Annotated in this window: 22 protein-coding genes; 14 read left to right on the top strand and 8 right to left on the bottom strand. The window is 43.3% G+C overall.

Annotated elements, in window-relative coordinates:
- Window positions 1–82: 82 nt before the first annotated feature.
- On the top strand, window positions 83–265 hold the full coding sequence (locus tag HFV01_RS00110; protein WP_006623056.1) for a hypothetical protein: 183 nt from the start codon (window positions 83–85) through the stop codon (window positions 263–265).
- A gap of 198 nt (window positions 266–463) precedes the next feature.
- Here HFV01_RS00110 and dnaN read toward each other — a convergent pair whose 3' ends face one another.
- From dnaN to HFV01_RS00085, 5 genes are all read right to left on the bottom strand, one after another.
- Entirely contained in the window at window positions 464–1,645 is a 1,182-nt protein-coding gene (gene dnaN, locus HFV01_RS00105; RefSeq protein WP_006623055.1) for a DNA polymerase III subunit beta, read from the bottom strand.
- A gap of 564 nt (window positions 1,646–2,209) precedes the next feature.
- Window positions 2,210–3,034 carry a Uma2 family endonuclease gene (locus HFV01_RS00100; RefSeq protein WP_193520722.1) on the bottom strand — a complete coding sequence of 275 codons (825 nt, stop codon included), beginning with the start codon at window positions 3,032–3,034 and terminating at the stop codon, window positions 2,210–2,212.
- 318 nt (window positions 3,035–3,352) lie between these two features.
- Entirely contained in the window at window positions 3,353–4,093 is a 741-nt protein-coding gene (locus HFV01_RS00095; RefSeq protein ID WP_193520721.1) for a Uma2 family endonuclease, read from the bottom strand.
- Window positions 4,094–4,411: 318 nt separating this feature from the next.
- Window positions 4,412–5,152: a Uma2 family endonuclease gene (locus HFV01_RS00090; RefSeq protein ID WP_193520720.1), complete on the bottom strand. Its 741-nt coding sequence runs from the start codon at window positions 5,150–5,152 to the stop codon at window positions 4,412–4,414.
- A gap of 318 nt (window positions 5,153–5,470) precedes the next feature.
- Window positions 5,471–6,148 carry a Uma2 family endonuclease gene (locus HFV01_RS00085; RefSeq protein WP_193520719.1) on the bottom strand — a complete coding sequence of 226 codons (678 nt, stop codon included), beginning with the start codon at window positions 6,146–6,148 and terminating at the stop codon, window positions 5,471–5,473.
- 338 nt (window positions 6,149–6,486) lie between these two features.
- Here HFV01_RS00085 and HFV01_RS00080 point away from each other — a divergent pair, with 338 nt between their 5' ends.
- A complete protein-coding gene (locus HFV01_RS00080) occupies window positions 6,487–6,732 on the top strand; it encodes a type II toxin-antitoxin system RelN family antitoxin (protein ID WP_006623047.1) in 246 nt (81 codons plus the stop codon).
- Window positions 6,722–6,898 carry a hypothetical protein gene (locus HFV01_RS00075; protein ID WP_006623046.1) on the top strand — a complete coding sequence of 59 codons (177 nt, stop codon included), beginning with the start codon at window positions 6,722–6,724 and terminating at the stop codon, window positions 6,896–6,898. The genes HFV01_RS00080 and HFV01_RS00075 overlap by 11 nt, the downstream gene beginning before the upstream one ends.
- 13 nt (window positions 6,899–6,911) lie before the next feature.
- Here HFV01_RS00075 and HFV01_RS00070 read toward each other — a convergent pair whose 3' ends face one another.
- Both HFV01_RS00070 and HFV01_RS00065 read right to left on the bottom strand, forming a co-directional pair.
- Window positions 6,912–7,244, bottom strand: coding sequence for a DUF5615 family PIN-like protein (locus HFV01_RS00070; RefSeq protein WP_108614647.1), 333 nt, complete (start codon window positions 7,242–7,244; stop codon window positions 6,912–6,914).
- Window positions 7,241–7,465: a DUF433 domain-containing protein gene (locus HFV01_RS00065; protein WP_006668326.1), complete on the bottom strand. Its 225-nt coding sequence runs from the start codon at window positions 7,463–7,465 to the stop codon at window positions 7,241–7,243. Before HFV01_RS00065 ends, HFV01_RS00070 begins: the two co-directional genes overlap by 4 nt.
- A gap of 455 nt (window positions 7,466–7,920) precedes the next feature.
- On the opposite strand from HFV01_RS00065, the gene HFV01_RS29975 reads away from it, so the two are divergent.
- The 11 genes from HFV01_RS29975 to HFV01_RS00010 all read left to right on the top strand — a co-directional run bounded on the left by HFV01_RS29975 (window position 7,921) and on the right by HFV01_RS00010 (window position 18,555).
- Entirely contained in the window at window positions 7,921–8,757 is an 837-nt protein-coding gene (locus HFV01_RS29975) for a hypothetical protein (RefSeq protein WP_315663964.1), read from the top strand.
- A 15-nt stretch (window positions 8,758–8,772) separates the two neighbouring features.
- Complete coding sequence (locus HFV01_RS00055; RefSeq protein WP_193520718.1) at window positions 8,773–8,955, top strand: hypothetical protein; 183 nt, start codon at window positions 8,773–8,775, stop codon at window positions 8,953–8,955.
- A 69-nt stretch (window positions 8,956–9,024) separates the two neighbouring features.
- Window positions 9,025–10,893, top strand: coding sequence for a sigma-70 family RNA polymerase sigma factor (locus HFV01_RS00050; protein ID WP_193520717.1), 1,869 nt, complete (start codon window positions 9,025–9,027; stop codon window positions 10,891–10,893).
- Window positions 10,894–10,915: 22 nt separating this feature from the next.
- Window positions 10,916–14,221, top strand: coding sequence for a helicase-related protein (locus tag HFV01_RS00045; protein ID WP_193520716.1), 3,306 nt, complete (start codon window positions 10,916–10,918; stop codon window positions 14,219–14,221).
- Between the two features lie 278 nt (window positions 14,222–14,499).
- On the top strand, window positions 14,500–15,903 hold the full coding sequence (locus tag HFV01_RS00040; protein ID WP_108614646.1) for an AAA family ATPase: 1,404 nt from the start codon (window positions 14,500–14,502) through the stop codon (window positions 15,901–15,903).
- Between the two features lie 2 nt (window positions 15,904–15,905).
- On the top strand, window positions 15,906–16,109 hold the full coding sequence (locus HFV01_RS00035) for a hypothetical protein (protein ID WP_008055805.1): 204 nt from the start codon (window positions 15,906–15,908) through the stop codon (window positions 16,107–16,109).
- A 143-nt stretch (window positions 16,110–16,252) separates the two neighbouring features.
- Window positions 16,253–16,435: a hypothetical protein gene (locus tag HFV01_RS00030; protein ID WP_152343994.1), complete on the top strand. Its 183-nt coding sequence runs from the start codon at window positions 16,253–16,255 to the stop codon at window positions 16,433–16,435.
- A 28-nt stretch (window positions 16,436–16,463) separates the two neighbouring features.
- Entirely contained in the window at window positions 16,464–16,682 is a 219-nt protein-coding gene (locus HFV01_RS00025) for a type II toxin-antitoxin system HicB family antitoxin (RefSeq protein ID WP_006668324.1), read from the top strand.
- The gene (locus HFV01_RS00020; RefSeq protein ID WP_008055804.1) at window positions 16,682–16,921 is read left to right on the top strand and encodes a type II toxin-antitoxin system HicA family toxin; all 240 of its coding nucleotides are present in this window, start codon (window positions 16,682–16,684) and stop codon (window positions 16,919–16,921) included. Before HFV01_RS00025 ends, HFV01_RS00020 begins: the two co-directional genes overlap by 1 nt.
- Before the next feature lie 79 nt (window positions 16,922–17,000).
- On the top strand, window positions 17,001–17,858 hold the full coding sequence (locus HFV01_RS00015; protein WP_008055803.1) for a restriction endonuclease subunit S: 858 nt from the start codon (window positions 17,001–17,003) through the stop codon (window positions 17,856–17,858).
- Window positions 17,859–17,979: 121 nt separating this feature from the next.
- The gene (locus tag HFV01_RS00010) at window positions 17,980–18,555 is read left to right on the top strand and encodes a type I restriction-modification enzyme R subunit C-terminal domain-containing protein (protein ID WP_008055802.1); all 576 of its coding nucleotides are present in this window, start codon (window positions 17,980–17,982) and stop codon (window positions 18,553–18,555) included.
- A gap of 12 nt (window positions 18,556–18,567) precedes the next feature.
- Here the strand turns inward: HFV01_RS00010 and dnaA are convergent, their stop codons facing one another.
- The gene (gene dnaA, locus HFV01_RS00005) at window positions 18,568–19,929 is read right to left on the bottom strand and encodes a chromosomal replication initiator protein DnaA (RefSeq protein ID WP_006668320.1); all 1,362 of its coding nucleotides are present in this window, start codon (window positions 19,927–19,929) and stop codon (window positions 18,568–18,570) included.
- Window positions 19,930–19,966 lie beyond the last annotated feature (37 nt).

Raw genomic sequence — 19,966 nt, 5'->3', positions numbered from 1 at the left:
TTTTTTCACATCACCAGAACACAAAACTTGAGTTTGATGCTAAAATCATCGAAAATCTAACTAGGTGACAAGAGGATAATCCATGGATTCACAGAAGATCCGAGAGGGAGTTGCCTTAATTGAGAGCAAACGGGAGGCTCTACTCAAGTTATTGGAAAAACCCAATTTAGGGCCTTTGCGAATTGATGTAAATCAGGCTCTCGAGGAAATGGACGAGTTGCTAGAAGACTTCAAACGCACATTTCCTGAATCCGAAACTAATTAAGTTTCTGGTCATAGGTTAGGGTTTTATCCCTCCTCTCAATGCCAGCTATTATATATATTTTCTGGGGCGGGGCGCAGTTAAATCCGATGTTTTTTAGGTAGAGTATTGTTGTATTCTCACCCATAAAAAGCATTCTTAATTAATGGCTACAGCCCCGCCCCCGCCTACCTTGGCAACCTTTAATCTGCCATTTGACTACTATCTACGCAGTTGAATAGGCATCACCAAATAGGTCATTTTTAAACCTCCAAAAGGATTGATAATTACCGGGGTGCTTGCCGCGTTCAATTGTATCTGAATTTCCGAACTATTCAACACCTTTAACCCATCCATTAAGTATTTAACATTAAAGGCAAGTTCCTTGGGTTCTTCACCAGAAATCTGAGCAGGCATTGACTCCAAAGCATTCCCGACATCAGCAGCTTCTACAGATAGGGAAATTTGTTGATTTACCTCATCAATGATACATTTAACAATATCATTTTTTTGGCTGGCTAAAACCCCAATCCGCTCCAAAGCCGCCAAAAGTGTCCGCCGTTCAACATTCACCTGGCTTAAAAACTTATTAGGTATTAACTGTTCATAAGCCGGATAAGCACCCTCCAACTTACGAGAGTTCAAACGACGAGTCCCCAATTCAAAAACCACTTGGGTATCATCAAAACCTAAAGTCACCATGGGGGGGGTTGTTGATTCTTCCTCCGTGGCGGCACTATGTCGCGCTGAGTTAGCACTGACAATCATGCGTTCCACCTCCCGCAGGGCGCGTGCTGGGATAGTGATTTCCAAGTTTTCTGGTTCTTGGCTATTGGGGTCTCGGACATTTTCCACCTTGACCACTGCGAGTCTATGACCGTCGGTGGAAGCAAAACAAAGGGTATCTTTTCCCACCTTGAGATTAACACCAGCTAGGACTTGCTTAGTTTCATCAGGGCTGGTAGCGAAGAGAGTTCCCTTTAAGCCTTCCAATAAACTATCAGCCGCTAGTTGAATGCTATGTTCACCTTCTACCGAGGGTAAGTCGGGATACTCCTCAGCCACCATTCCCCGGACTTGATAGCGTCCTGAACTGGAAGTTAGGGTAACTACAGCCTCGGTCTCTTCATCATCGACCTGAATATCGCCCCCAGGTAAACGGGAGACAATATCATTGAGCAATTTAGCAGGTAAGGTCAAAACTCCCCCCTGCTGAACCTGAGCCGGAAAACTGGTGTTAATTCCCATACTCAAGTCAAAGGCGGTTAAACTCAATTGTTGAGTGTCCGCATCAGCTTTCACCAAAATGTTAGATAAAATCGGGTGACTGGGACGGGATGGAATGGCTCTGGAAACTAAGGATAGATTAGAACTGAGTTGTTCCTGTTCTACAATTAACCGCATTTCAGGTATTTAGCAAGGGGACTGAAGCTAACATTATATCGCGCTATGGGGACGTGGCGATCGCCTAAGTTCTGAAACTAAGTTTTGAGGCTAAGTTTTGAGGCTAAGTTTTGAGGCTAAGTTTTGAGGCTAAGTTTTGAGGCTAAGTTTTGAGGCTAAGTTTTGAGGCTAAGTTTTGAGGCTAAGTTTTGAGGCTAATTGTTTAGGGGGGTGGCGAGCCACTGTGGAAATTGTGGAAATTGTGTTTAAATTTGACTTTGGTTAAGGGTTCCATCCTGTCAGCATCTGTGGAAAAACTGTGGAAAATCCATCAAATCGATAGGGATTTGGTCTGGTTCAATCCCCTGTCAACCTTAGTATTTGGGAATAATAGGCAAGTTATCCACAACATTTTCCACAGGGTATGAGTTCAGGTTGAAGATAGGTAAATCGAGAAAAAAGTGCTTTAACGCCAATCGACCCCCCCACATGAGGAAAGCGACAGGCTGGGGAACCACCCCTGGCGGCTAGAAACAGCATAAAAGCCATTGAATAAGACCCCGGGGCGACACCCACCGAAACCGCCTATAAATTGGCATCAGGATTCAGTCCTGCTTCTCGCAGTAATTGTTCTAAACGTTGGTTACGTTGCCGTTGCTGTTCCAATTGTTCAGTAGCCGCTTGTTTGGCTTGCTGTTCCTGTTCCAATTGTTCAGTAGCCGCTTGTTTGGCTTGCCGTTCCTGTTCCAATTGTTCAGTAGCCGCTTGTTTGGCTTGCCGTTCCTGTTCCAATTGTTCAGTCACATCTTCCAATTGTTCAGTCATAGTTGTTAACTGCTGTTGGACTTCCAGATAATCGGCAAAGGGTTGACCATCGGGACGATACAACACCAAATTATCCGAGGACAGGTCAAAGCGAATGCCCAAACGAGGGGAAACCCAACCATTGATGGGTTCAATGATATCTAACCAAGTCTCAGAACGTAACCATCCCGTTAGGTTATTCTTTTGAGGGTCATAGATATAGTATTCCTCCACCCCGTAGCGGTCATAAAATAATAATTTGCGGTTCATTTCCTTTTCAGTGTTGTTCGGAGAAAGAATTTCAAAGACGACTTGCGGGGCAATATTATTCTCTTGCCACTGTTGATAAGAACCTCTATCTCCTTTGGGAACACCAAAAGCCACCATTACATCTGGGGCTTGACATAATTTATTATTTCCCTGTACTGGATACCACAATAAATCCCCGGCGATAAACACATTGGGCTCTTGGGCAAATAACCAGGCTAGATTATGGTAAATGACAGTAATCCAGCGAAATTGAAGGGTATTATCGGCCATAGGTTGTCCATCACTTTCGGGATAAATGATTTCGGTATCGGTTGGGAGGGGGAGTTGTGTCACCATAGTTGTTGTTTAGTTTACAGCTAATGCTGTCGATTTTAGCTTACCTTAATGCTAATCGGGCCAGGGGAGAGTATAGAGTTCTGCGGTATGCCAAAGTCTATCAACGTCTTCGGTTTTGGGCTTGAAAGTGCTTTAACGCAAATCCCGATAATCAGCCCTAGAATCCTCAAACCCCTATCAAATCAGGAAAAAAGTGCTTTAACGCCAATCGACCCCACTACCATGAGGAAAGCGACAGGCTGGGGAACCACCCCTGGCGGCTAGAAACAGCATAAAAGCCATTGAATAAGACCCCGGGGCGACACCCACCGAAACCGCCTATAAATTGGCATCAGGGTTCAGTCCTGCTTCTCGCAGCAATTGTTCTAAACGTTGGTTACGTTGCCGTTCCTGTTCCAATTGTTCAGTAGCCGCTTGTTTGGCTTGCCGTTCCTGTTCCAATTGTTCAGTCACATCTTCCAATTGTTCAGTCATAGTTGTTAACTGCTGTTGGGCTTCCAGATAATCGGCAAAGGGTTGACCATCGGGACGATACAACACCAAATTATCCGAGGACAGGTCAAAGCGAATGCCCAAACGAGGGGAAACCCAACTATTGATGGGTTCAATGATATCTAACCCAGCCTCAGAACGTAACCATCCCGTTAGTTTATTCTTTTGAGGGTCATAGATATAGTATTCCTCCACCCCGTAGCGGTCATAAAATAATAATTTGCGGTTCATTTCCTTTTCAGTGTTGTTCGGAGAAAGAATTTCAAAGACGACTTGCGGGGCAATATTATTCTCTTGCCACTGTTGATAAGAACCTCTATCTCCTTTGGGAACACCAAAAGCCACCATTACATCTGGGGCTTGACATAATTTATTATTTCCCTGTACTGGATACCACAATAAATCCCCGGCGATAAACACATTCGGCTCTTGGGCAAATAACCAGGCTAGATTATGGTAAATGACAGTAATCCAGCGAAATTGAACGGTATTATCGGCCATAGGTTGTCCATCACTTTCGGGATAAATGATTTCGGTATCGGTTGGGAGGGGGAGTTGTGTCACCATAGTTGTTGTTGAGTTTACAGCTAATGCTGTCGATTTTAGCTTACCTTAATGCTAATCGGGCCAGGGGAGAGTATAGAGTTCTGCGGTATGCCAAAGTCTATCAACGTCTTCGGTTTTGGGCTTGAAAGTGCTTTAACGCAAATCCCGATAATCAGCCCTAGAATCCTCAAACCCCTATCAAATCAGGAAAAAAGTGCTTTAACGCCAATCGACCCCACTACCATCAGGAAAGCGACAGGCTGGGGAACCACCCCTGGCGGCTAGAAACAGCATAAAAGCCATTGAATAAGACCCCGGGGCGACACCCACCGAAACCGCCTATAAATTGGCATCAGGATTCAGTCCTGCTTCTCGCAGCAATTGTTCTAAACGTTGGTTACGTTGCCGTTCCTGTTCCAATTGTTCAGTAGCCGCTTGTTTGGCTTGCCGTTCCTGTTCCAATTGTTCAGTCACATCTTCCAATTGTTCAGTCATAGTTGTTAACTGCTGTTGGACTTCCAGATAATCGGCAAAGGGTTGACCATCGGGACGATACAACACCAAATTATCCGAGGACAGGTCAAAGCGAATGCCCAAACGAGGGGAAACCCAACCATTGATGGGTTCAATGATATCTAACCCAGCCTCAGAACGTAACCATCCCGTTAGTTTATTCTTTTGAGGGTCATAGATATAGTATTCCTCCACCCCGTAGCGGTCATAAAATAATAATTTGCGGCTCATTTCCTTTTCAGTGTTGTTCGGAGAAAGAATTTCAAAGACGACTTGCGGGGCAATATTATTCTCTTGCCACTGTTGATAAGAACCTCTATCTCCTTTGGGAACACCAAAAGCCACCATTACATCTGGGGCTTGACATAATTTATTATTTCCCTGTACTGGATACCACAATAAATCCCCGGCGATAAACACATTCGGCTCTTGGGCAAATAACCAGGCTAGATTATGGTAAATGACAGTAATCCAGCGAAATTGAAGGGTATTATCGGCCATAGGTTGTCCATCACTTTCGGGATAAATGATTTCGGTATCGGTTGGGAGGGGGAGTTGTGTCGCCATAGTTGTTGTTTAGTTTACAGCTAATGCTGTCGATTTTAGCTTACCTTAATGCTAATCGGGCCAGGGGAGAGTATAGAGTTCTGCGGTATGCCAAAGTCTATCAACGTCTTCGGTTTTGGGCTTGAAAGTGCTTTAACGCAAATCCCGATCATCAACCCTAGAATCCTCAAACCCCTATCAAATCAGGAAAAAAGTGCTTTAACGCCAATCGACCCCACTACCATGAGGAAAGCGACAGGCTGGGGAACCACCCCTGGCGGCTAGAAACAGCATAAAAGCCATTGAATAAGACCCCGGGGCGACACCCACCGAAACCGCCTATAAATTGGCATCAGGGTTCAGTCCTGCTTCTCGCAGCAATTGTTCTAAACGTTGGTTACGTTGCCGCTCCTGTTCCAATTGTTCAGTCATAGTTGTTAACTGCTGTTGGGCTTCCAGATAATCGGCAAAGGGTTGACCATCGGGACGATACAACACCAAATTATCCGAGGAAAGGTCAAAGCGAATGCCCAAACGAGGGGAAACCCAACCATTGATGGGTTCAATGATATCTAACCAAGTCTCAGAACGTAACCATCCCGTTAGTTTATTCTTTTGAGGGTCATAGATATAGTATTCCTCCACCCCGTAGCGGTCATAAAATAATAATTTGCGGTTCATTTCCTTTTCAGTGTTGTTCGGAGAAAGAATTTCAAAGACGACTTGCGGGGCAATATTATTCTCTTGCCACTGTTGATAAGAACCTCTATCTCCTTTGGGAACACCAAAAGCCACCATTACATCTGGGGCTTGACATAATTTATTATTTCCCTGTACTGGATACCACAATAAATCCCCGGCGATAAACACATTCGGCTCTTGGGCAAATAACCAGGCTAGATTATCGTAAATGACAGTAATCCAGCGAAATTGAACGGTATTATCGGCCATAGGTTGTCCATCACTTTCGGGATAAATGATTTCGGTATCGGTTGGGAGGGGGAGTTGTGTCACCATAGTTGTTGTTGAGTTTACAGCTAATGCTGTCGATTTTAGCTTACCTTAATGCTAATCAGGCCAGGGGAGAGTATAGAGTTCTGCGGTATGCCGAAGTCTATCAACGTCTTCGGTTTTGGGCTTGAAAGTGCTTTAACGCAAATCCCGATAATCAGCCCTAGAATCCTCAAACCCCTATCAAATCAGGAAAAAAGTGCTTTAACGCCAATCGACCCCACTACCATGAGGAAAGCGACAGGCTGGGGAACCCGACAGCCAAATCCGCCGCCACCCCCGGCGACCTACTCGATAAGGGGAAATGCGCTAAATTAGCTACAAACCCCTAAAGTCGAAACAGCATGAAAGCTATTGAAACCACAGCGACCATTAACGAAAGTGGAGAACTAACCCTTGATTGCTCCCTAGGTATTACCAAACCTCAGCGAGTCCGCCTCATCGTCTTGATGCTGGAAGAAGACGAAGAAGACCCCGGCGAAACACCTACCGAAATCGCCATAGAAGGCATTAAACAAGGACTACAGGAAGCCTTCACGGGACAAACCCTCCCCCTGTCAGAAATGTGGGAAGGTATTGATGCCGAGTGAACCATTACCCATTGAAATCGCCTTGACTCCCCGCTTTAAACGCGACCTCGGAGTTTCTGGGAGGCGATCGCCTCAACGGCGGACTGTTCGATCGCGACTGGGGAGTTGTGTCGCCATAGTTGTTGTTGAGTTTACAGCTAATGCTGTCGATTTTAGCTTACCTTAACGCTAATCCGGTGCTAGTAGAGGGTCAAGATGCCTAGGGTAGAGTCACTGATTAAGGTTTGAATATGTGCTGCGTGAGTTCGCAGGATTGCTTCAATGTCTGTGGTAGAGCAGTTGCCTCGACGAATCCAAATTATTTTTGGGGGAAAGCCCATTAATGTGAGGAGTTCGTTGTAGTCGCTGTCTTTGGTGACGATGATGAATTTATGGTGCTTGGCATAATCCCAAACCTCACGATCGCCTGATTTCTCGAGTCCGATTTGGTAAACGTGGGTTGATTCGGGAAACAAGTCAGCAAGTCTTTGTATTAGCCGAGGTGAAAGATTGTGGTCAAATAGCAGATTCATGCTTGCACCAGTAGGGTTTGTTGTTCCCGATTGGCGGCGTAGCTGAGGCAAGCCAAGATATCCTCTTGGGTGAGGTAGGGAAAGTCGTCTAAAATTTCTTGGTAGGTCATGCCAGAGGCTAAATAGGACAGCACATCATAAACGGTGATCCGCATACCGCGAATGCAGGGTTTGCCACTGCGTTGGCTCGGTTCTAGGGTGATTCGTTCTCTGTAGTCCATTGGCTGTTGCTCCTTTTTCAGTTGGGGCTTGCTCAATTCTGATTCATCGTTCAGTCATATTTTGATTATACTGGCTATATTTTGAAGGGCGACAATCATTGACCGGACAAACTCTCCCCCTCTCGGAAATTGCCTATTAATCAATAACAACACCTAAGACACTTTCCACACGAGGAGAAACCGATCGCCACCAAAAACAATAACTCGCAGACACTCTCGACGGGGGGTGATATCGGAAATGTCGGTAAGATTGTGGGGCGGCTCCCTATTAATTAGATGGGGATTGGCTCATTAATAAGAATTGTAAAAAATTGGGGTTTTTGTGGTGGGTGGGGGGGTACACTGGAAGTTATTTGAGTGGGATGGACTCGCCCGGTGACGTAAGGGCAGCACCAGAATAACGATCGCTTATTGGTACTATGGGGGAATGGCGATCGCATGATCAGGAAGCCAAGATGACTAATCAACGTTTGCTCGGAATTGAGGATATTAGGGGTCTCACTGGACCGGAGAAAATCGCTGATTTATTCAGGCGGTTGGGTTACAATACCTGCGGCGAGGAATTTGACCCGGAAGATGTGGGTCTGAGCGATCGCCATGGTGAGGCGGTTGAAAAGGCTTACTTAATCGCACAACAGGATAACGGCGACCCGGATTTGAAGGTGCTGCTTTTTCAACTACGCCCGGAAGAATGGCAGGAAGATAGCACCGCCAGTAGCCGCCTGAAGGCGATCGCTAACCAGTTAGGACAACAAAGCACGGAATTTCTGTTGATGGCTACCACCGATTATAACCAATTGATGTTGGTTAACCCTCGTAAAGCCTTCGATGACAACAAGAACATCAAGCGTCACATTCGCAAACTACTCATCGATCGCACTAACCCCACGGCGTTCGATCGCGATCGCCTGGAAGCCCTGGCTGTTAACGGTAAATCCCCCTCCCAATTGTACCACGCTCACTGCCAAGCCTTCAAAGAAGCAGAAACTATTTTTGCTAAAACTTATTCTGTTATTTACAAGAGATTCAATGAATATCGAAATCAATTAATTAAACGAGTAGATCTAGGCAAGTGTTTTGGGGAATTAAGAAGTTGTGCTTATTGTCAAAAATTGGAAACGCCTAAAATTATAGATCCTGATATTGCATCTTATAGTCAATTAGATTTTCATAAAAATAACAGTTGTTTATTCAATAAATTATATTGCATTTTTACTTACTTGCAGTTTATTTTACCTATTTTAAATAATCAAGTTTTGATTGATGCACAAATTAGTTATTTAATGGGATGAGGATTGGTCAAATTTATGGATAAATATTTATCACAATTTCCCATCTTATCAGCTTCAAAGGTAGACAAAAAAGCTATGGAATTTATAGTTAATAAATACCGAGACACCAAAGGAGTCGAAGTAGAGGATTGGGAAGCAAAAATAGATGATATGGTAGCTCATATATATGGGATGACTGCTGAAAAAATTAAAATTTAGGGGAGTAGTAATCAAAAAAAAACGGCAAATTTTTCATGTCATTTTTTATGTTTTTATCAGGGGAAGGTTATGGTTTATCGGCATATACATATAGAAGATTTAAAAAATATTAATGATGCTTTATCGGTAGCCGTGATATTTGAATTATTGGGTTACGATGCCTGTTGCGATGTGATTGACGTGAGTGACCTAGAGTTATCGCCTACCAATACCGAAGCGATAAAAACAGCGTATCTAATTGCCAATCAGGAAAAGGGAGCGCTACAGGTATTTTTGTTGGAGTTAGAACCGAAAAGCTGGAGTTATAATGTAGAAGTAATGCCTCGGCTGATAGCGATCGCTAAAAGTTTATGCCAACGTTATACCGATATATTGATTGTTGCTACAGTGAACTATCAAAAATTAATGTTGGTCAGTCCATTCCAAACATTTGACCAACAATTTAACGTTAAGTGGAGCATTGCTAAGATGCTCATCAACCTCAAAGACCCTAGCTTTTATGACTTGAATCAATTGGAGAAGATGGCTGCCCATAGCCTCAACCCTCGGCAACTTTATCGGGTACAACACCAAACCTTGAAACAGGTGAGGAAAGAAAAACAGCAACTCATCAGTCAAGATTTAGTGCAATGCTACCTCAGAGAAATTGGCCGGATTCCATTACTTAAAAGACAGGACGAGATATTCTTAGCTCAAAAGGTGCAACGATGGCTTGAGTTAGAACAAGATAAGAAGTCCTTAGATTCCCGCCTGCACCGAGAACCTACAGACCTAGAGTGGGCAAATACTACGGGGTTGTCGTTATCCCAATTACATGATGCTATCTCAAAGGGACGATATGCTCAACACACTTTAGTTTGTAGTAACCTCAGATTGGTGGTATCCATTGCCAAGAATTACCAACATCGTGGCCTAGAGTTATTAGATTTAATTCAGCATGGCAATTTTGGATTGATTAGGGCTACCGAAAAGTTTGACCCGACAAAGGACTATAAATTCTCAACCTATGCAACGTGGTGGATTCGGCAAGCCATCACCCGTGGTATTTGCAATGAATCTAGAATAATTCGAGTACCTGTTCACGTCTATGAGAGTTTGAACAAAATCAAAAAAGCAACCCGTCAGCTCCCCCTTAAACTTGAGCATACCCCCAGTTTAGAAGAGATTGCGGTTGAGTTAAAGATGAGTGCGAAGGAAGTTGAGGATTTACGCGGAATCAACCAATTAAGCCGACCAAGGTCATTGGATGCTCTGCTAACCGATAACTTCAGTCTAGCTGATTTACTCCACGGTACCGATGACCTGGCTCAATACTTAGAAGAGCAATGGATGCGTGACGAAATTCAGCAAGTCTTGTCTACTTTAGATCCACGATATCAGAAAGTGTTAACCCTTCGATTTGGCTTAGATGGTCAGGGAGAACGGACTTTACAAGAAATTGGTGATTCCTGTGGATTGACACGAGAAAGAATCCGTCAAATTCAGAATCAAGCCATAAAACAATTGCAATTAACCTATGGAGTAATAAAACGCAGGAAATTAACCCATGGAATAAGAAACCGCAAATGTACTGAGTATAGGCTAATTAATTTGGAGAAAAAGAAAATCATTCCATCACAATTGTCTAACAATCCTAGTAACTCAAAAATTGATACAGGTATGGAGCCACAAAAATCACAGGTTTCGCAACTTTTTGGCAATCCTGACATAGATCCACTTGCTAAGTTCCAAGAACGCAACGCTTACCGTCAATGCTATGCCAATGATGACTCATTGTTAATTGAACACCTGTTGAACCTAATCAAAAATAAGCCCGAACTCAAACCTAAAGATATCATCTACATAGTTTGGGGTATAAGTATCAATCAAACTGACCTGTATGCCATTGCCCACAATCAACTAGAGCAATGGGGAATTTTGCAAAAGATGTTCACCTAACTATCCTTAATTGCTAAATACTATGACATTACCCGACTACATCGACAATTACCAACACAAACTCGAAACTATCCTTAAACAACTGATTGAAAAGGAAGAACAACGGGTTTTGGATATCGCCACGGGATTTTTCCAGATTGAGGCGTGGGTGCATTTGGAAGAAGCAATGAACCATCTGGAATTGCTGCGGTTGCTGATTGGTCGCGACCCGGCTATCCGACCAGCGGAGAGCGATCGCATTGACCTGGTTAAATATTTCCAAGAAGAAACCCGACGACAACTGGAACAGCGGGAATATAACCTTAAATACAAGCAGGAAATAGACCGGGCGATCGCCTACTTCCAGCAAGACCATATCCAGATGCGATTGTTTGGATCTGTGGGTGACAAGTCTCAATTTCTGCACGCCAAGGCCTACATATTTGACAGATACAGCATCGTTGGTTCGAGCAACTTCACACCATCAGGGCTGAAAGGTAACTCTGAACTGAACGTGGTCAACAAAATCGAGGCGATCGCCCGCGACCTGCGAGAAAGGTGGTTTGAGAAGTTTTGGGATGACCCCAGCGTTGACCTAGACTACAAAAGCAAATTCATCGACGCTCTCAACGCCTCTAAGTTTGGCAGCAAGGCTTACACGCCCTATCAGGTTTTCCTCAAGGCACTGTACGAACTGTTTAAGGAAGAGTCGGTTTTGGGGGAAGGCGATCGCACCTCGGTGGAACTGGCTAGTTTTCAGCAGGAAGGATTTGCTAGGGCAGTGCGACTGATTAACAAGCACGGTGGCTGCATGGTTGCCGATTCGGTCGGATTAGGAAAAACCTACATCGGTTTGCGGGTGCTTGACCATTACTTAATTGAAGAACGCAGACCGGGGAAAGTCCCTCGCGCCATGGTGCTATGTCCGGCTCAGTTGCGTGATTTGGTTTGGAATAAAAAACTGGACGAGTTCGGCATTAAAGCGGATGTCATTTCTCACGAAGAAATCAGCCGCAATGAGTTTGATATTCGTAGTTACAGCAACTACGATATCATAGTGGTTGACGAATCCCATAATTTCCGTAACTCTGCCACCAACCGCTATCGCACCCTCCAAAAGTTGATAAATAGTGGCAAGCGTAGTAAAAAACTCGTCTTGCTCACCGCGACTCCTATTAACAATAGTGTGTTCGACCTGTACCATCAAATTCTGTTGCTCGGTCGCGGCCAAAATACTTATTATCGGACTGACGGCATTAGCAACCTTCAAACTTATTTTAAAGCATTATCCAAAGGTCAAATAGAAATTACTAATCTCTTATTTGAGACAATGGTGCGACGGTCGAGGCAGGATGTGATTCGGCGGCAGCAGGCAGGTGAAGAGATTCGGATTGGGGGTAAACTCATTCATTTCCCAGCACGGAAGTTGGAGAATTTTACCTATAATTTTGAAGCCAGCTTTTCTGGAATGTATCTTAAAATTGCCAATTGCATTGATGAGTTAAACTTAGCCCCCTACAACATCAAGGCCTTCAAAAAGCGCAAAGTGAGACAAGAGGAAAACGAGGTACAGCGGAACAAGGCACTGGTGGCGTTACAAAAAGCGCTTTACCTCAAGCGGTTAGAAAGTGGGCTAGTTGCTTTTAGCAATAGTGTGACAAGGCAGGCTAAATTCCAAGATAAATTTTATCAGATTCTTACCAAAGAAGGTAAGCTACTCGATAGCAGGAACTTCCGCAAACTGCTTCTAGCAATTGAAGATGAGGAGGAATCCCAATCCGCTACAGAAATTATTAATTATCTGGAAGCAGTTGATGCCAAGCAATATAATCTGAATACTTTGGAACAGCAAATTCAGGCAGATTTGAGGATGTTAGACTATATCCTCCAAATGCTTGAGACTATTAAAAACAGTGTGGAAACGGGAGTTGACTATGATCGCAAACTGGTCGCGTTCAAGCAATTGCTGCTGGAGAGCCTGAAAGGGAAAAAAATCTTAGTGTTTAGCTACTTTAAGGATACGGCGGAACACTTACACAAAGAGCTAATTGATGATTCAGAGTGGTTGAGGCAGATGGCAGTTAGCGGACGCGCGCCAGCTATCGAACTCATTACTGGATCAACACCCTCAAAGCAGCGTAAGGAGAAGGTCAGCCGATTTGCACCGAAAGCGAACCATGATGAAACTCAGGAAAATTTAGAACGCCTGCTGAACAACCCAATTGATATCCTTATCTGTACAGACGTACTTTCTGAAGGTCAAAACCTGCAAGATGCTGGAGTGCTGGTGAACTATGATTTGCACTGGAATCCGGTGCGAATGATTCAGAGAGCCGGACGGATTGACAGACTCGGCACTGATTATGAACAACTCTATATCTACAACTGCTTCCCCGAAGAAGGGTTAGAGGAACTGTTGGGTTTGGTGAAGCGGTTGCAGGATCGGATTGCAACCATTGACCGAGAAGTTGGACTCGATGCTAGTGTACTCGGTGAAGCTATCTCTGATAAATCGCTAGAGGAATTATTTAGACTGAAACGAGCCAGCACTGATGCAGAAAAGCAAGCAATTTTAGAAGAATTAGAACAAGCCTCTGATTTAATCTCGCTAGATGAAATGCGCTTGCCCTTACTCGAATATATCCAGCGCAAAACTGCTGAAGAAGTAGAGGATATTCCTTTGGGCATTCACAGCACCCGTTATTTTAACATTCCTAAGTCTGAATTTGCCGAAGGTGGCATTTTTCTAGCATTTAAGACTGAAGATAACCATTACTGGCATTTTTATCCACGCATCAACAATGAAATTTGTACTGATGATAATGCTGCTATCACGGATAAACGCCAGATATTTAACTGGATTAAATGCCAGGAATCAGACTTCCCGCAACCTGAAAAACAACCCCCAACACCATTCAACCGAACAATTTTTCCGGTGCTGGAAAGTGCGATCAATAATCTAATGATGATGTTTCAAAAACAACAGTCGGGGGCGAAAATTAAGCCAGCACTCACTAAGGTTATGAAAAATGTTTTAGAAATACTGATTCAGCGGCACGAATTATTCCCAGAATCCCCCATGCCAAGTTCAGATATAAGTGAGCGAATAATATCGGTTATTGAAACCAATAATCTCAGCGCGTTTGAACGAGATATTCGACGAATATGGGATAGATTTCAAAAGTCAAAAAAATTGCTTGAGTTGGTGAATGAACTAGATGATTTCTTCGTAGACAATGAATTATATGCAGAAACGGAAGTAGATCCAAGACTAAAAAATTTCCAAATCATCCAACAAGAAGACATTAAACTCGTTTGTTATGAATGGTTTTACCCTAAGAATTGTTGATTTATCAGACGTAGAGCATTCCTCGGTCAGGTGATATCTTGACTATAAGAAGCAATCACCCTCCCCCGGAAAGTTTAACTGGTTACAGTAAAGAGCTAGTATTAATCCCCAATTCGCGAAATTACAGCGAAGGATTTACAACTGATTTGCTACGAGTGGTTTTATCCGACTTAAACTCTGTTTCCCCAAACCGGGTCAGCTAAAATTGTTCACTGGAAGGGGAAAGGCTTATAATAGGGGACGACTGTACAAATAATTACCCAAGTGATTTTATCAAAATGTCTATTGACCTCCAGCGAATTCGGATAGAGCGTCTCTTTGACGCTTATAATTTAGATGTACCCATTCAAGACAATACTTTAATCCTAGTTGGTGAAAACGGCTCTGGGAAAAGTACACTAATTAATTTATTATACTACACATTAACGACTCAGTGGGATCGCCTAAGCCAGCTTCCCTTTCATTCCTGTATTGTCACAATTGGCAATCAAGATTATACCATCAAAAGAGAGGATTTACCCACTACTCAAAATCCAAAAAGATTGTCGTCGTTGATGAGGTACTTTCACCAAAGGCTATCTTCCCAAGAATTTGACAGTCTTATCAATGAATTAGCCGACCATGACTCAGAATACTGGTTGTCAAAAAACAGATTCCTAGAATTAAGGCATAAATTCCCTGGAATTTCCCTGATGGCATTGCGAGAGTTAGCTAGAGTTAGTCCAAGATTGGCATCTTTAGATGAAAATGAAGTAGACCAGGTTATAGATATACTAGCTAAAGCTGTACAGTCTAACGAGAGAGAACAAGTCTTGTTTTTGCCAACTTATCGCCGAATTGAAAAAGAACTAAGCGATGTTTTTCCTGATATAGACTTGGATGATGTGTTGCCTTTTTCTAAAACTAAGAGTTATCGGAAAAAGCTACAGTCTGGATATGTTGAACTTGTTGAATTTGGTATGGAAGATGTAATGCAAGCATTTGACTCGACTTTATCAGACTTGGATCAAAATTTCCGCACTGCACTTAATCGGCTGACTGGAAGTTACTTAGGGGACATTATTCGTAATAACTATAAAAATGTTGAGCCATCTCAACTGTCTACGGATAAATTTAGGGAAACAATTAAGGTGATGCTTCCTCGGATTGGGGATATTCTTTCAGAAGGCGATCGCCAAAAACTGGGACAGTTACTTAAAGATGTAAAAACTAACCAGGTTTTATTAGAAGAACAACGGGTGACTGCTTATTTTTTGACTCGTTTGGTCGAAATTCATAAAAGTCAACAGGAAAAAGAACAGCCAATTAGAAACCTCGTTGATTTGGTCAATCAGTATCTCAGCAACAAAACCTTAGAATTTAACCCCAGTGAATTTAAGTTGGTTTTTAAGCGAAAAAATAAAGACATGACAGAAGTGCCGATTGCGGGTTTATCTTCTGGGGAAAAGCAAATTATCTCCTTATTTACTCATATCTTTTTAAGTGACTATGATAAGTATTTCCTGGTAATTGATGAGCCGGAATTATCTATATCTGTACCTTGGCAACGCCGTTTTCTGCAAGACTTGAAAGATACCCAAAAATGTGCGGGTTTAATTGCCGTAACTCATTCTCCTTTTGTGTTTGAAAATTCACTAGCGGAATATGCACATTCTATCAGTGAGTTTATCGAGGAGATTTAAAAATGTCATCTTTTTTGGATGCTTTGAAGGCTGCACCGAAATCATCCCAAGCTAAATTAAATACATTTCTCCTAAGTTTTCAACCCCAGGGAAAGGCGATCGCCATTTTTCTGGAGGGACGCGACGATCCTTCCTTCATTCGAGTCAACGTTCAACGATTTGCTGAACAGAAGGGTTTATCGGATGACCCCCACAGCCTGTTATAGGTCAGACTTGAGAGCGATCGCACTCCCCTAGATGTCCAGAAATGCCGCCACTGTTAATGACTGTTTAAATTAATACGATCGCTTAACTGTTGTAGAATCTGATGGAGTTCCGGATCGGGATGCGGTCAAAGAATTGGGCAATATTGCTAATATTCAGCGAGTATTTATCGGCTTCCGTGTCGCCTGAAATCAGCCAGCACTCTCAGGCGATCGCCCAAATATTCTTAGGCGTGGATATCGTAGTAGCTCCTATAATTACCCGAGTTCCATCTCTACCGGCACTTCAACATCCCCTAAAATCCAGAAACCGGGTTTATGGCTACTGAATTTAAGATAATTGAACTGAGGTAGGTTATGAAAAATATCAAAATTATTGTAGAAAAACACGCTGATGGTTATGTGGCTTATCCTTTAGGAATACAGGGGGTGATTGTGGGTGAGGGAGATAGTTATGAAGAGGCTTTAAATGATGTCCGTTCTGCGATTTTATTTCATGTGGAAACCTTTGGGAAATCGGTACTAGAATCGGAGGATTTTATATTAGAGGCTTTTGTAGCTGAGACTAGCTTATAATGAGTAAATTTCCGGTAAATGCACCCAAAACAAAAGTTATTAAAGCACTAGAGATGCTGGGATTTTCAATAGTGAGGGAGAAAGAACATATTTCTATGATTCGTCAAAATATTGATGGTACAAGGACTCCATTAACTTTGCCGAATCATAAACTAATTAAAGGTTCTACGCTGAGAAGTATCTGTACTCAATCTGGTATTTCACGGGATGATTTTCTGGCTGCATATGACCAAACCTAGAAATCTACCTGGTTTTATTTATGGATTGATGGGCTAGATTTGCAGAGTTTATTTTAGCAGGAATTGGGGGGATGTTGGAATGAGAAGTTGGGTAATTAAGAAGTTAGAAGACGTTTGTACACTTCAAAGAGGATTTGACCTTCCGAAAAGACTACGCAAGAAGGGTGAATATCCTCTGATAAGTTCAAGTGGCTGTATAGATATCCATGTTGAAGCAAAGGTTTCTGGGCCTGGAGTTGTTACTGGACGAAGCGGCAGTATTGGCTCAGTTTTTTTCATTGAAAAAGATTTCTGGCCTTTAAACACTACTCTTTATGTAAAAAATTTTCATGGCAATGACCCCAGGTTCATTTTCTATCTGTTAAATAAATTCGATTTAAGTTCTTTTTCAAGTGGTGCTGGTGTCCCAACGCTCAATCGCAACACTGTCCATAGCGAGACTGTTTACGTTCCTACTAATATCATAGAACAGAAGCGGATTGTGGCGATTTTGGATGAGGCGTTTGAGGGGATTGATAGAGCGATCGCCAACACAGAGAAGAACCTCGCCAATGCCCGTGAACTGTTTGAAAGTTATCTCAATGGCGTCTTTAGCCAGAAGGGTGAGGGCTTGGTTGAGAAGAAGTTATCTAGCTTAATTGACATTTCCCACGGCTATGCTTTTAAAGGAGGTGATTTTAATACAAGTAATGACTTAGAAAAACAAATTGTCTTAACACCAGGAAATTATTCGGAAAATGGCCGTTTATATTTTAATTCAAAAAATACTAAACGGTTAACTGGTACTAATTCACCAAATGGGTATCTTTTCAATGTAGGTGATTTAACAATAGTGATGACTGACCTTTCTTCAAAAATGAAGATTTTGGGTAAACCAGCATTTATAGAACAGCCTAATATTTTACATAATCTTTGTTGGCGCGTACCAACATTTTAACGACCCAGCATGGGACGGCGAACCGGAAACCCCCACCCCCATCACGCCCGGAATCAAAAAGCCCTCGATTCAAGACCCCCTAGAACCGGGCGAAACGGAAGAGAAGAGACAACCCCAGAAAGTGAAAATCCAACTGGCAGACGGCAAAGAACGCGAGATCCAGCACACCTTAGCGACCAGTTTCTGGAGTCCCGACGGGAAACCGTTATCAGCGGCTGAGTTTATCAAGGGTCTGTTTGGCACTCTCCCGGAACTGTTCCAAGATGAAAACCAACTGCGGGAACTGTGGAGCAGCCCTGATACCCGCCAGAACCTGTTAGACAGCCTGACGGAGAGGGGCTACAGTGGCGAGGACTTGCTGAAAATTAGCCGCATTATCGACGCGGAAAAAAGCGATATTTATGACGTGCTGGCTTATATCGCCTATGCTACGCCTCCGATAACTCGCAGCCAGAGGGTTCTCGCCCAAAAACGCCTGATTTTTTCCCACTATGACGACAAACAACAGGAGTTTTTAGAGTTTGTCCTTGAGCAGTACATGAAAGAGGGGGTGCAGGAATTGAGGGAAGATAAGCTAGGGTCACTGCTGGAACTGAAATATCACGGACTCCGGGATGCTGTGGCTCAATTGGGGAAGGTTGGCGATATCCGGCAAGTTTTTATCAGCTTCCAGCAATATCTCTATAAAGCTAGTTGACTCCTACCGGACTTAATGACTGTTTAAATTAATACGATCGCTTAACTGTTGTAGAATCTGATGGAGTTCCGGATCGCGATCGCGACGTTTGGCAATCTTTTCGCAGCCATACATAACCGTTGTATGATCTTTCCCTCCAAACACTTCCCCAATCTTAGGTAAACTCAGATCCGTATGCTGTCGCATCAAATACATCCCCACCTGACGTGCTAAACTAATTTCGCGACGGCGAGAATTGCCTTTTAAATCCTCTACCGATACCTTAAACTTGTCCGCCACCGCTTGGATGACTATTTCTGGGGATGACTCCGACTTGGGTTCTGTCGGGGTTAAAACCGCCGCAATATTCTCCACATTCATGGGAAGACTGGAAATAGAAATATAAGCCACCGCGCGAATTAAGGCTCCTTCCAACTCCCGAATATTCGAGGTGTAGTTAGTCGCAATATACTCAATCACCGCTGGGGGGAGTCGCATATTTTCATATTCAGCCTTTTTCTGAAGAATAGCCATCCGCGTTTCTAAATCAGGAGGTTGAATATCCGCTACTAACCCCATGGAAAACCGAGAACATAGGCGATCTTGCAATCCCGAAATTTTCGACGGGGGGCGATCCGAGGCTAAGACAATTTGTTTCCCCGCCTCATGGAGAGTGTTAAAAGTATGAAAAAACTCTTCCTGGGTGTACTCCTTCCCCTCAATAAACTGGATATCATCAACTAATAACACATCAGCCGCTCGGTAATGGTCCCGGAAACTCTGCATACTGTCGCGACGGATCGCGGCAATTAAATCATTGGTAAACTTTTCTGTAGATACATAAAAAACACGAGCATAAGGATTAATTTCTAAGCGGTAATGACCGATCGCCTGCATTAAATGAGTTTTTCCCAAACCTACCCCACCACAGAGAAACAGCGGGTTAAATTCACGTCCGGGAGACTCAGCTACAGCCAGAGATGCAGCATGAGCCAAGCGACTCCCCGACCCCACCACAAACTGGGAAAACATATATTTAGAATTAAGGTTAGGCGGTTTATGCACGCTAGAGACTACTTCCCCTGGGGTATCTAACCCGCTCGATGACACCCTAGGACTGTGATCATTGGTTGTCATTAATTCTCCGGTTCCGGTGGTGATACAAATTTCTAGGCGATCGCCCATAATATCCTGGACGACATCGGCGATGATTTCCCGGTAGTGTTTTTGTAACCAATTACAGGCGAAGGGGTTAGCGGTGCGAATTACTAGACAATCGTTTTCTAGGCTAGTGGCGATCGCTGTCTTAATCCAGGTATTATATGTCGGTTCCCCAAGCTGTAGCTGGAGACGTTCCAAGACTCGATTCCATAACTGTTCAAGAGAAATATCCACGGCTTACCAAAATTAAAGATTTGCTCCCGCGATTCTG

Origin of the sequence: Limnospira fusiformis SAG 85.79 (assembly GCF_012516315.1) — a bacterium.
Taxonomy (GTDB): domain Bacteria; phylum Cyanobacteriota; class Cyanobacteriia; order Cyanobacteriales; family Microcoleaceae; genus Limnospira; species Limnospira fusiformis.
This window is presented reverse-complemented; position numbering and strand designations above follow the sequence as displayed.

Coding starts and splice junctions, on each gene's coding strand:
- HFV01_RS00110 (WP_006623056.1), top strand. CDS start 83: ATGGATTCACAGAAGATCCGAGAGGGAGTTGCCTTAATTGAGAGCAAA.
- dnaN (WP_006623055.1), bottom strand. CDS start 1,645: ATGCGGTTAATTGTAGAACAGGAACAACTCAGTTCTAATCTATCCTTA.
- HFV01_RS00100 (WP_193520722.1), bottom strand. CDS start 3,034: ATGGTGACACAACTCCCCCTCCCAACCGATACCGAAATCATTTATCCC.
- HFV01_RS00095 (WP_193520721.1), bottom strand. CDS start 4,093: ATGGTGACACAACTCCCCCTCCCAACCGATACCGAAATCATTTATCCC.
- HFV01_RS00090 (WP_193520720.1), bottom strand. CDS start 5,152: ATGGCGACACAACTCCCCCTCCCAACCGATACCGAAATCATTTATCCC.
- HFV01_RS00085 (WP_193520719.1), bottom strand. CDS start 6,148: ATGGTGACACAACTCCCCCTCCCAACCGATACCGAAATCATTTATCCC.
- HFV01_RS00080 (WP_006623047.1), top strand. CDS start 6,487: ATGAAAGCTATTGAAACCACAGCGACCATTAACGAAAGTGGAGAACTA.
- HFV01_RS00075 (WP_006623046.1), top strand. CDS start 6,722: ATGCCGAGTGAACCATTACCCATTGAAATCGCCTTGACTCCCCGCTTT.
- HFV01_RS00070 (WP_108614647.1), bottom strand. CDS start 7,244: ATGAATCTGCTATTTGACCACAATCTTTCACCTCGGCTAATACAAAGA.
- HFV01_RS00065 (WP_006668326.1), bottom strand. CDS start 7,465: ATGGACTACAGAGAACGAATCACCCTAGAACCGAGCCAACGCAGTGGC.
- HFV01_RS29975 (WP_315663964.1), top strand. CDS start 7,921: ATGACTAATCAACGTTTGCTCGGAATTGAGGATATTAGGGGTCTCACT.
- HFV01_RS00055 (WP_193520718.1), top strand. CDS start 8,773: ATGGATAAATATTTATCACAATTTCCCATCTTATCAGCTTCAAAGGTA.
- HFV01_RS00050 (WP_193520717.1), top strand. CDS start 9,025: ATGGTTTATCGGCATATACATATAGAAGATTTAAAAAATATTAATGAT.
- HFV01_RS00045 (WP_193520716.1), top strand. CDS start 10,916: ATGACATTACCCGACTACATCGACAATTACCAACACAAACTCGAAACT.
- HFV01_RS00040 (WP_108614646.1), top strand. CDS start 14,500: ATGTCTATTGACCTCCAGCGAATTCGGATAGAGCGTCTCTTTGACGCT.
- HFV01_RS00035 (WP_008055805.1), top strand. CDS start 15,906: ATGTCATCTTTTTTGGATGCTTTGAAGGCTGCACCGAAATCATCCCAA.
- HFV01_RS00025 (WP_006668324.1), top strand. CDS start 16,464: ATGAAAAATATCAAAATTATTGTAGAAAAACACGCTGATGGTTATGTG.
- HFV01_RS00020 (WP_008055804.1), top strand. CDS start 16,682: ATGAGTAAATTTCCGGTAAATGCACCCAAAACAAAAGTTATTAAAGCA.
- HFV01_RS00015 (WP_008055803.1), top strand. CDS start 17,001: ATGAGAAGTTGGGTAATTAAGAAGTTAGAAGACGTTTGTACACTTCAA.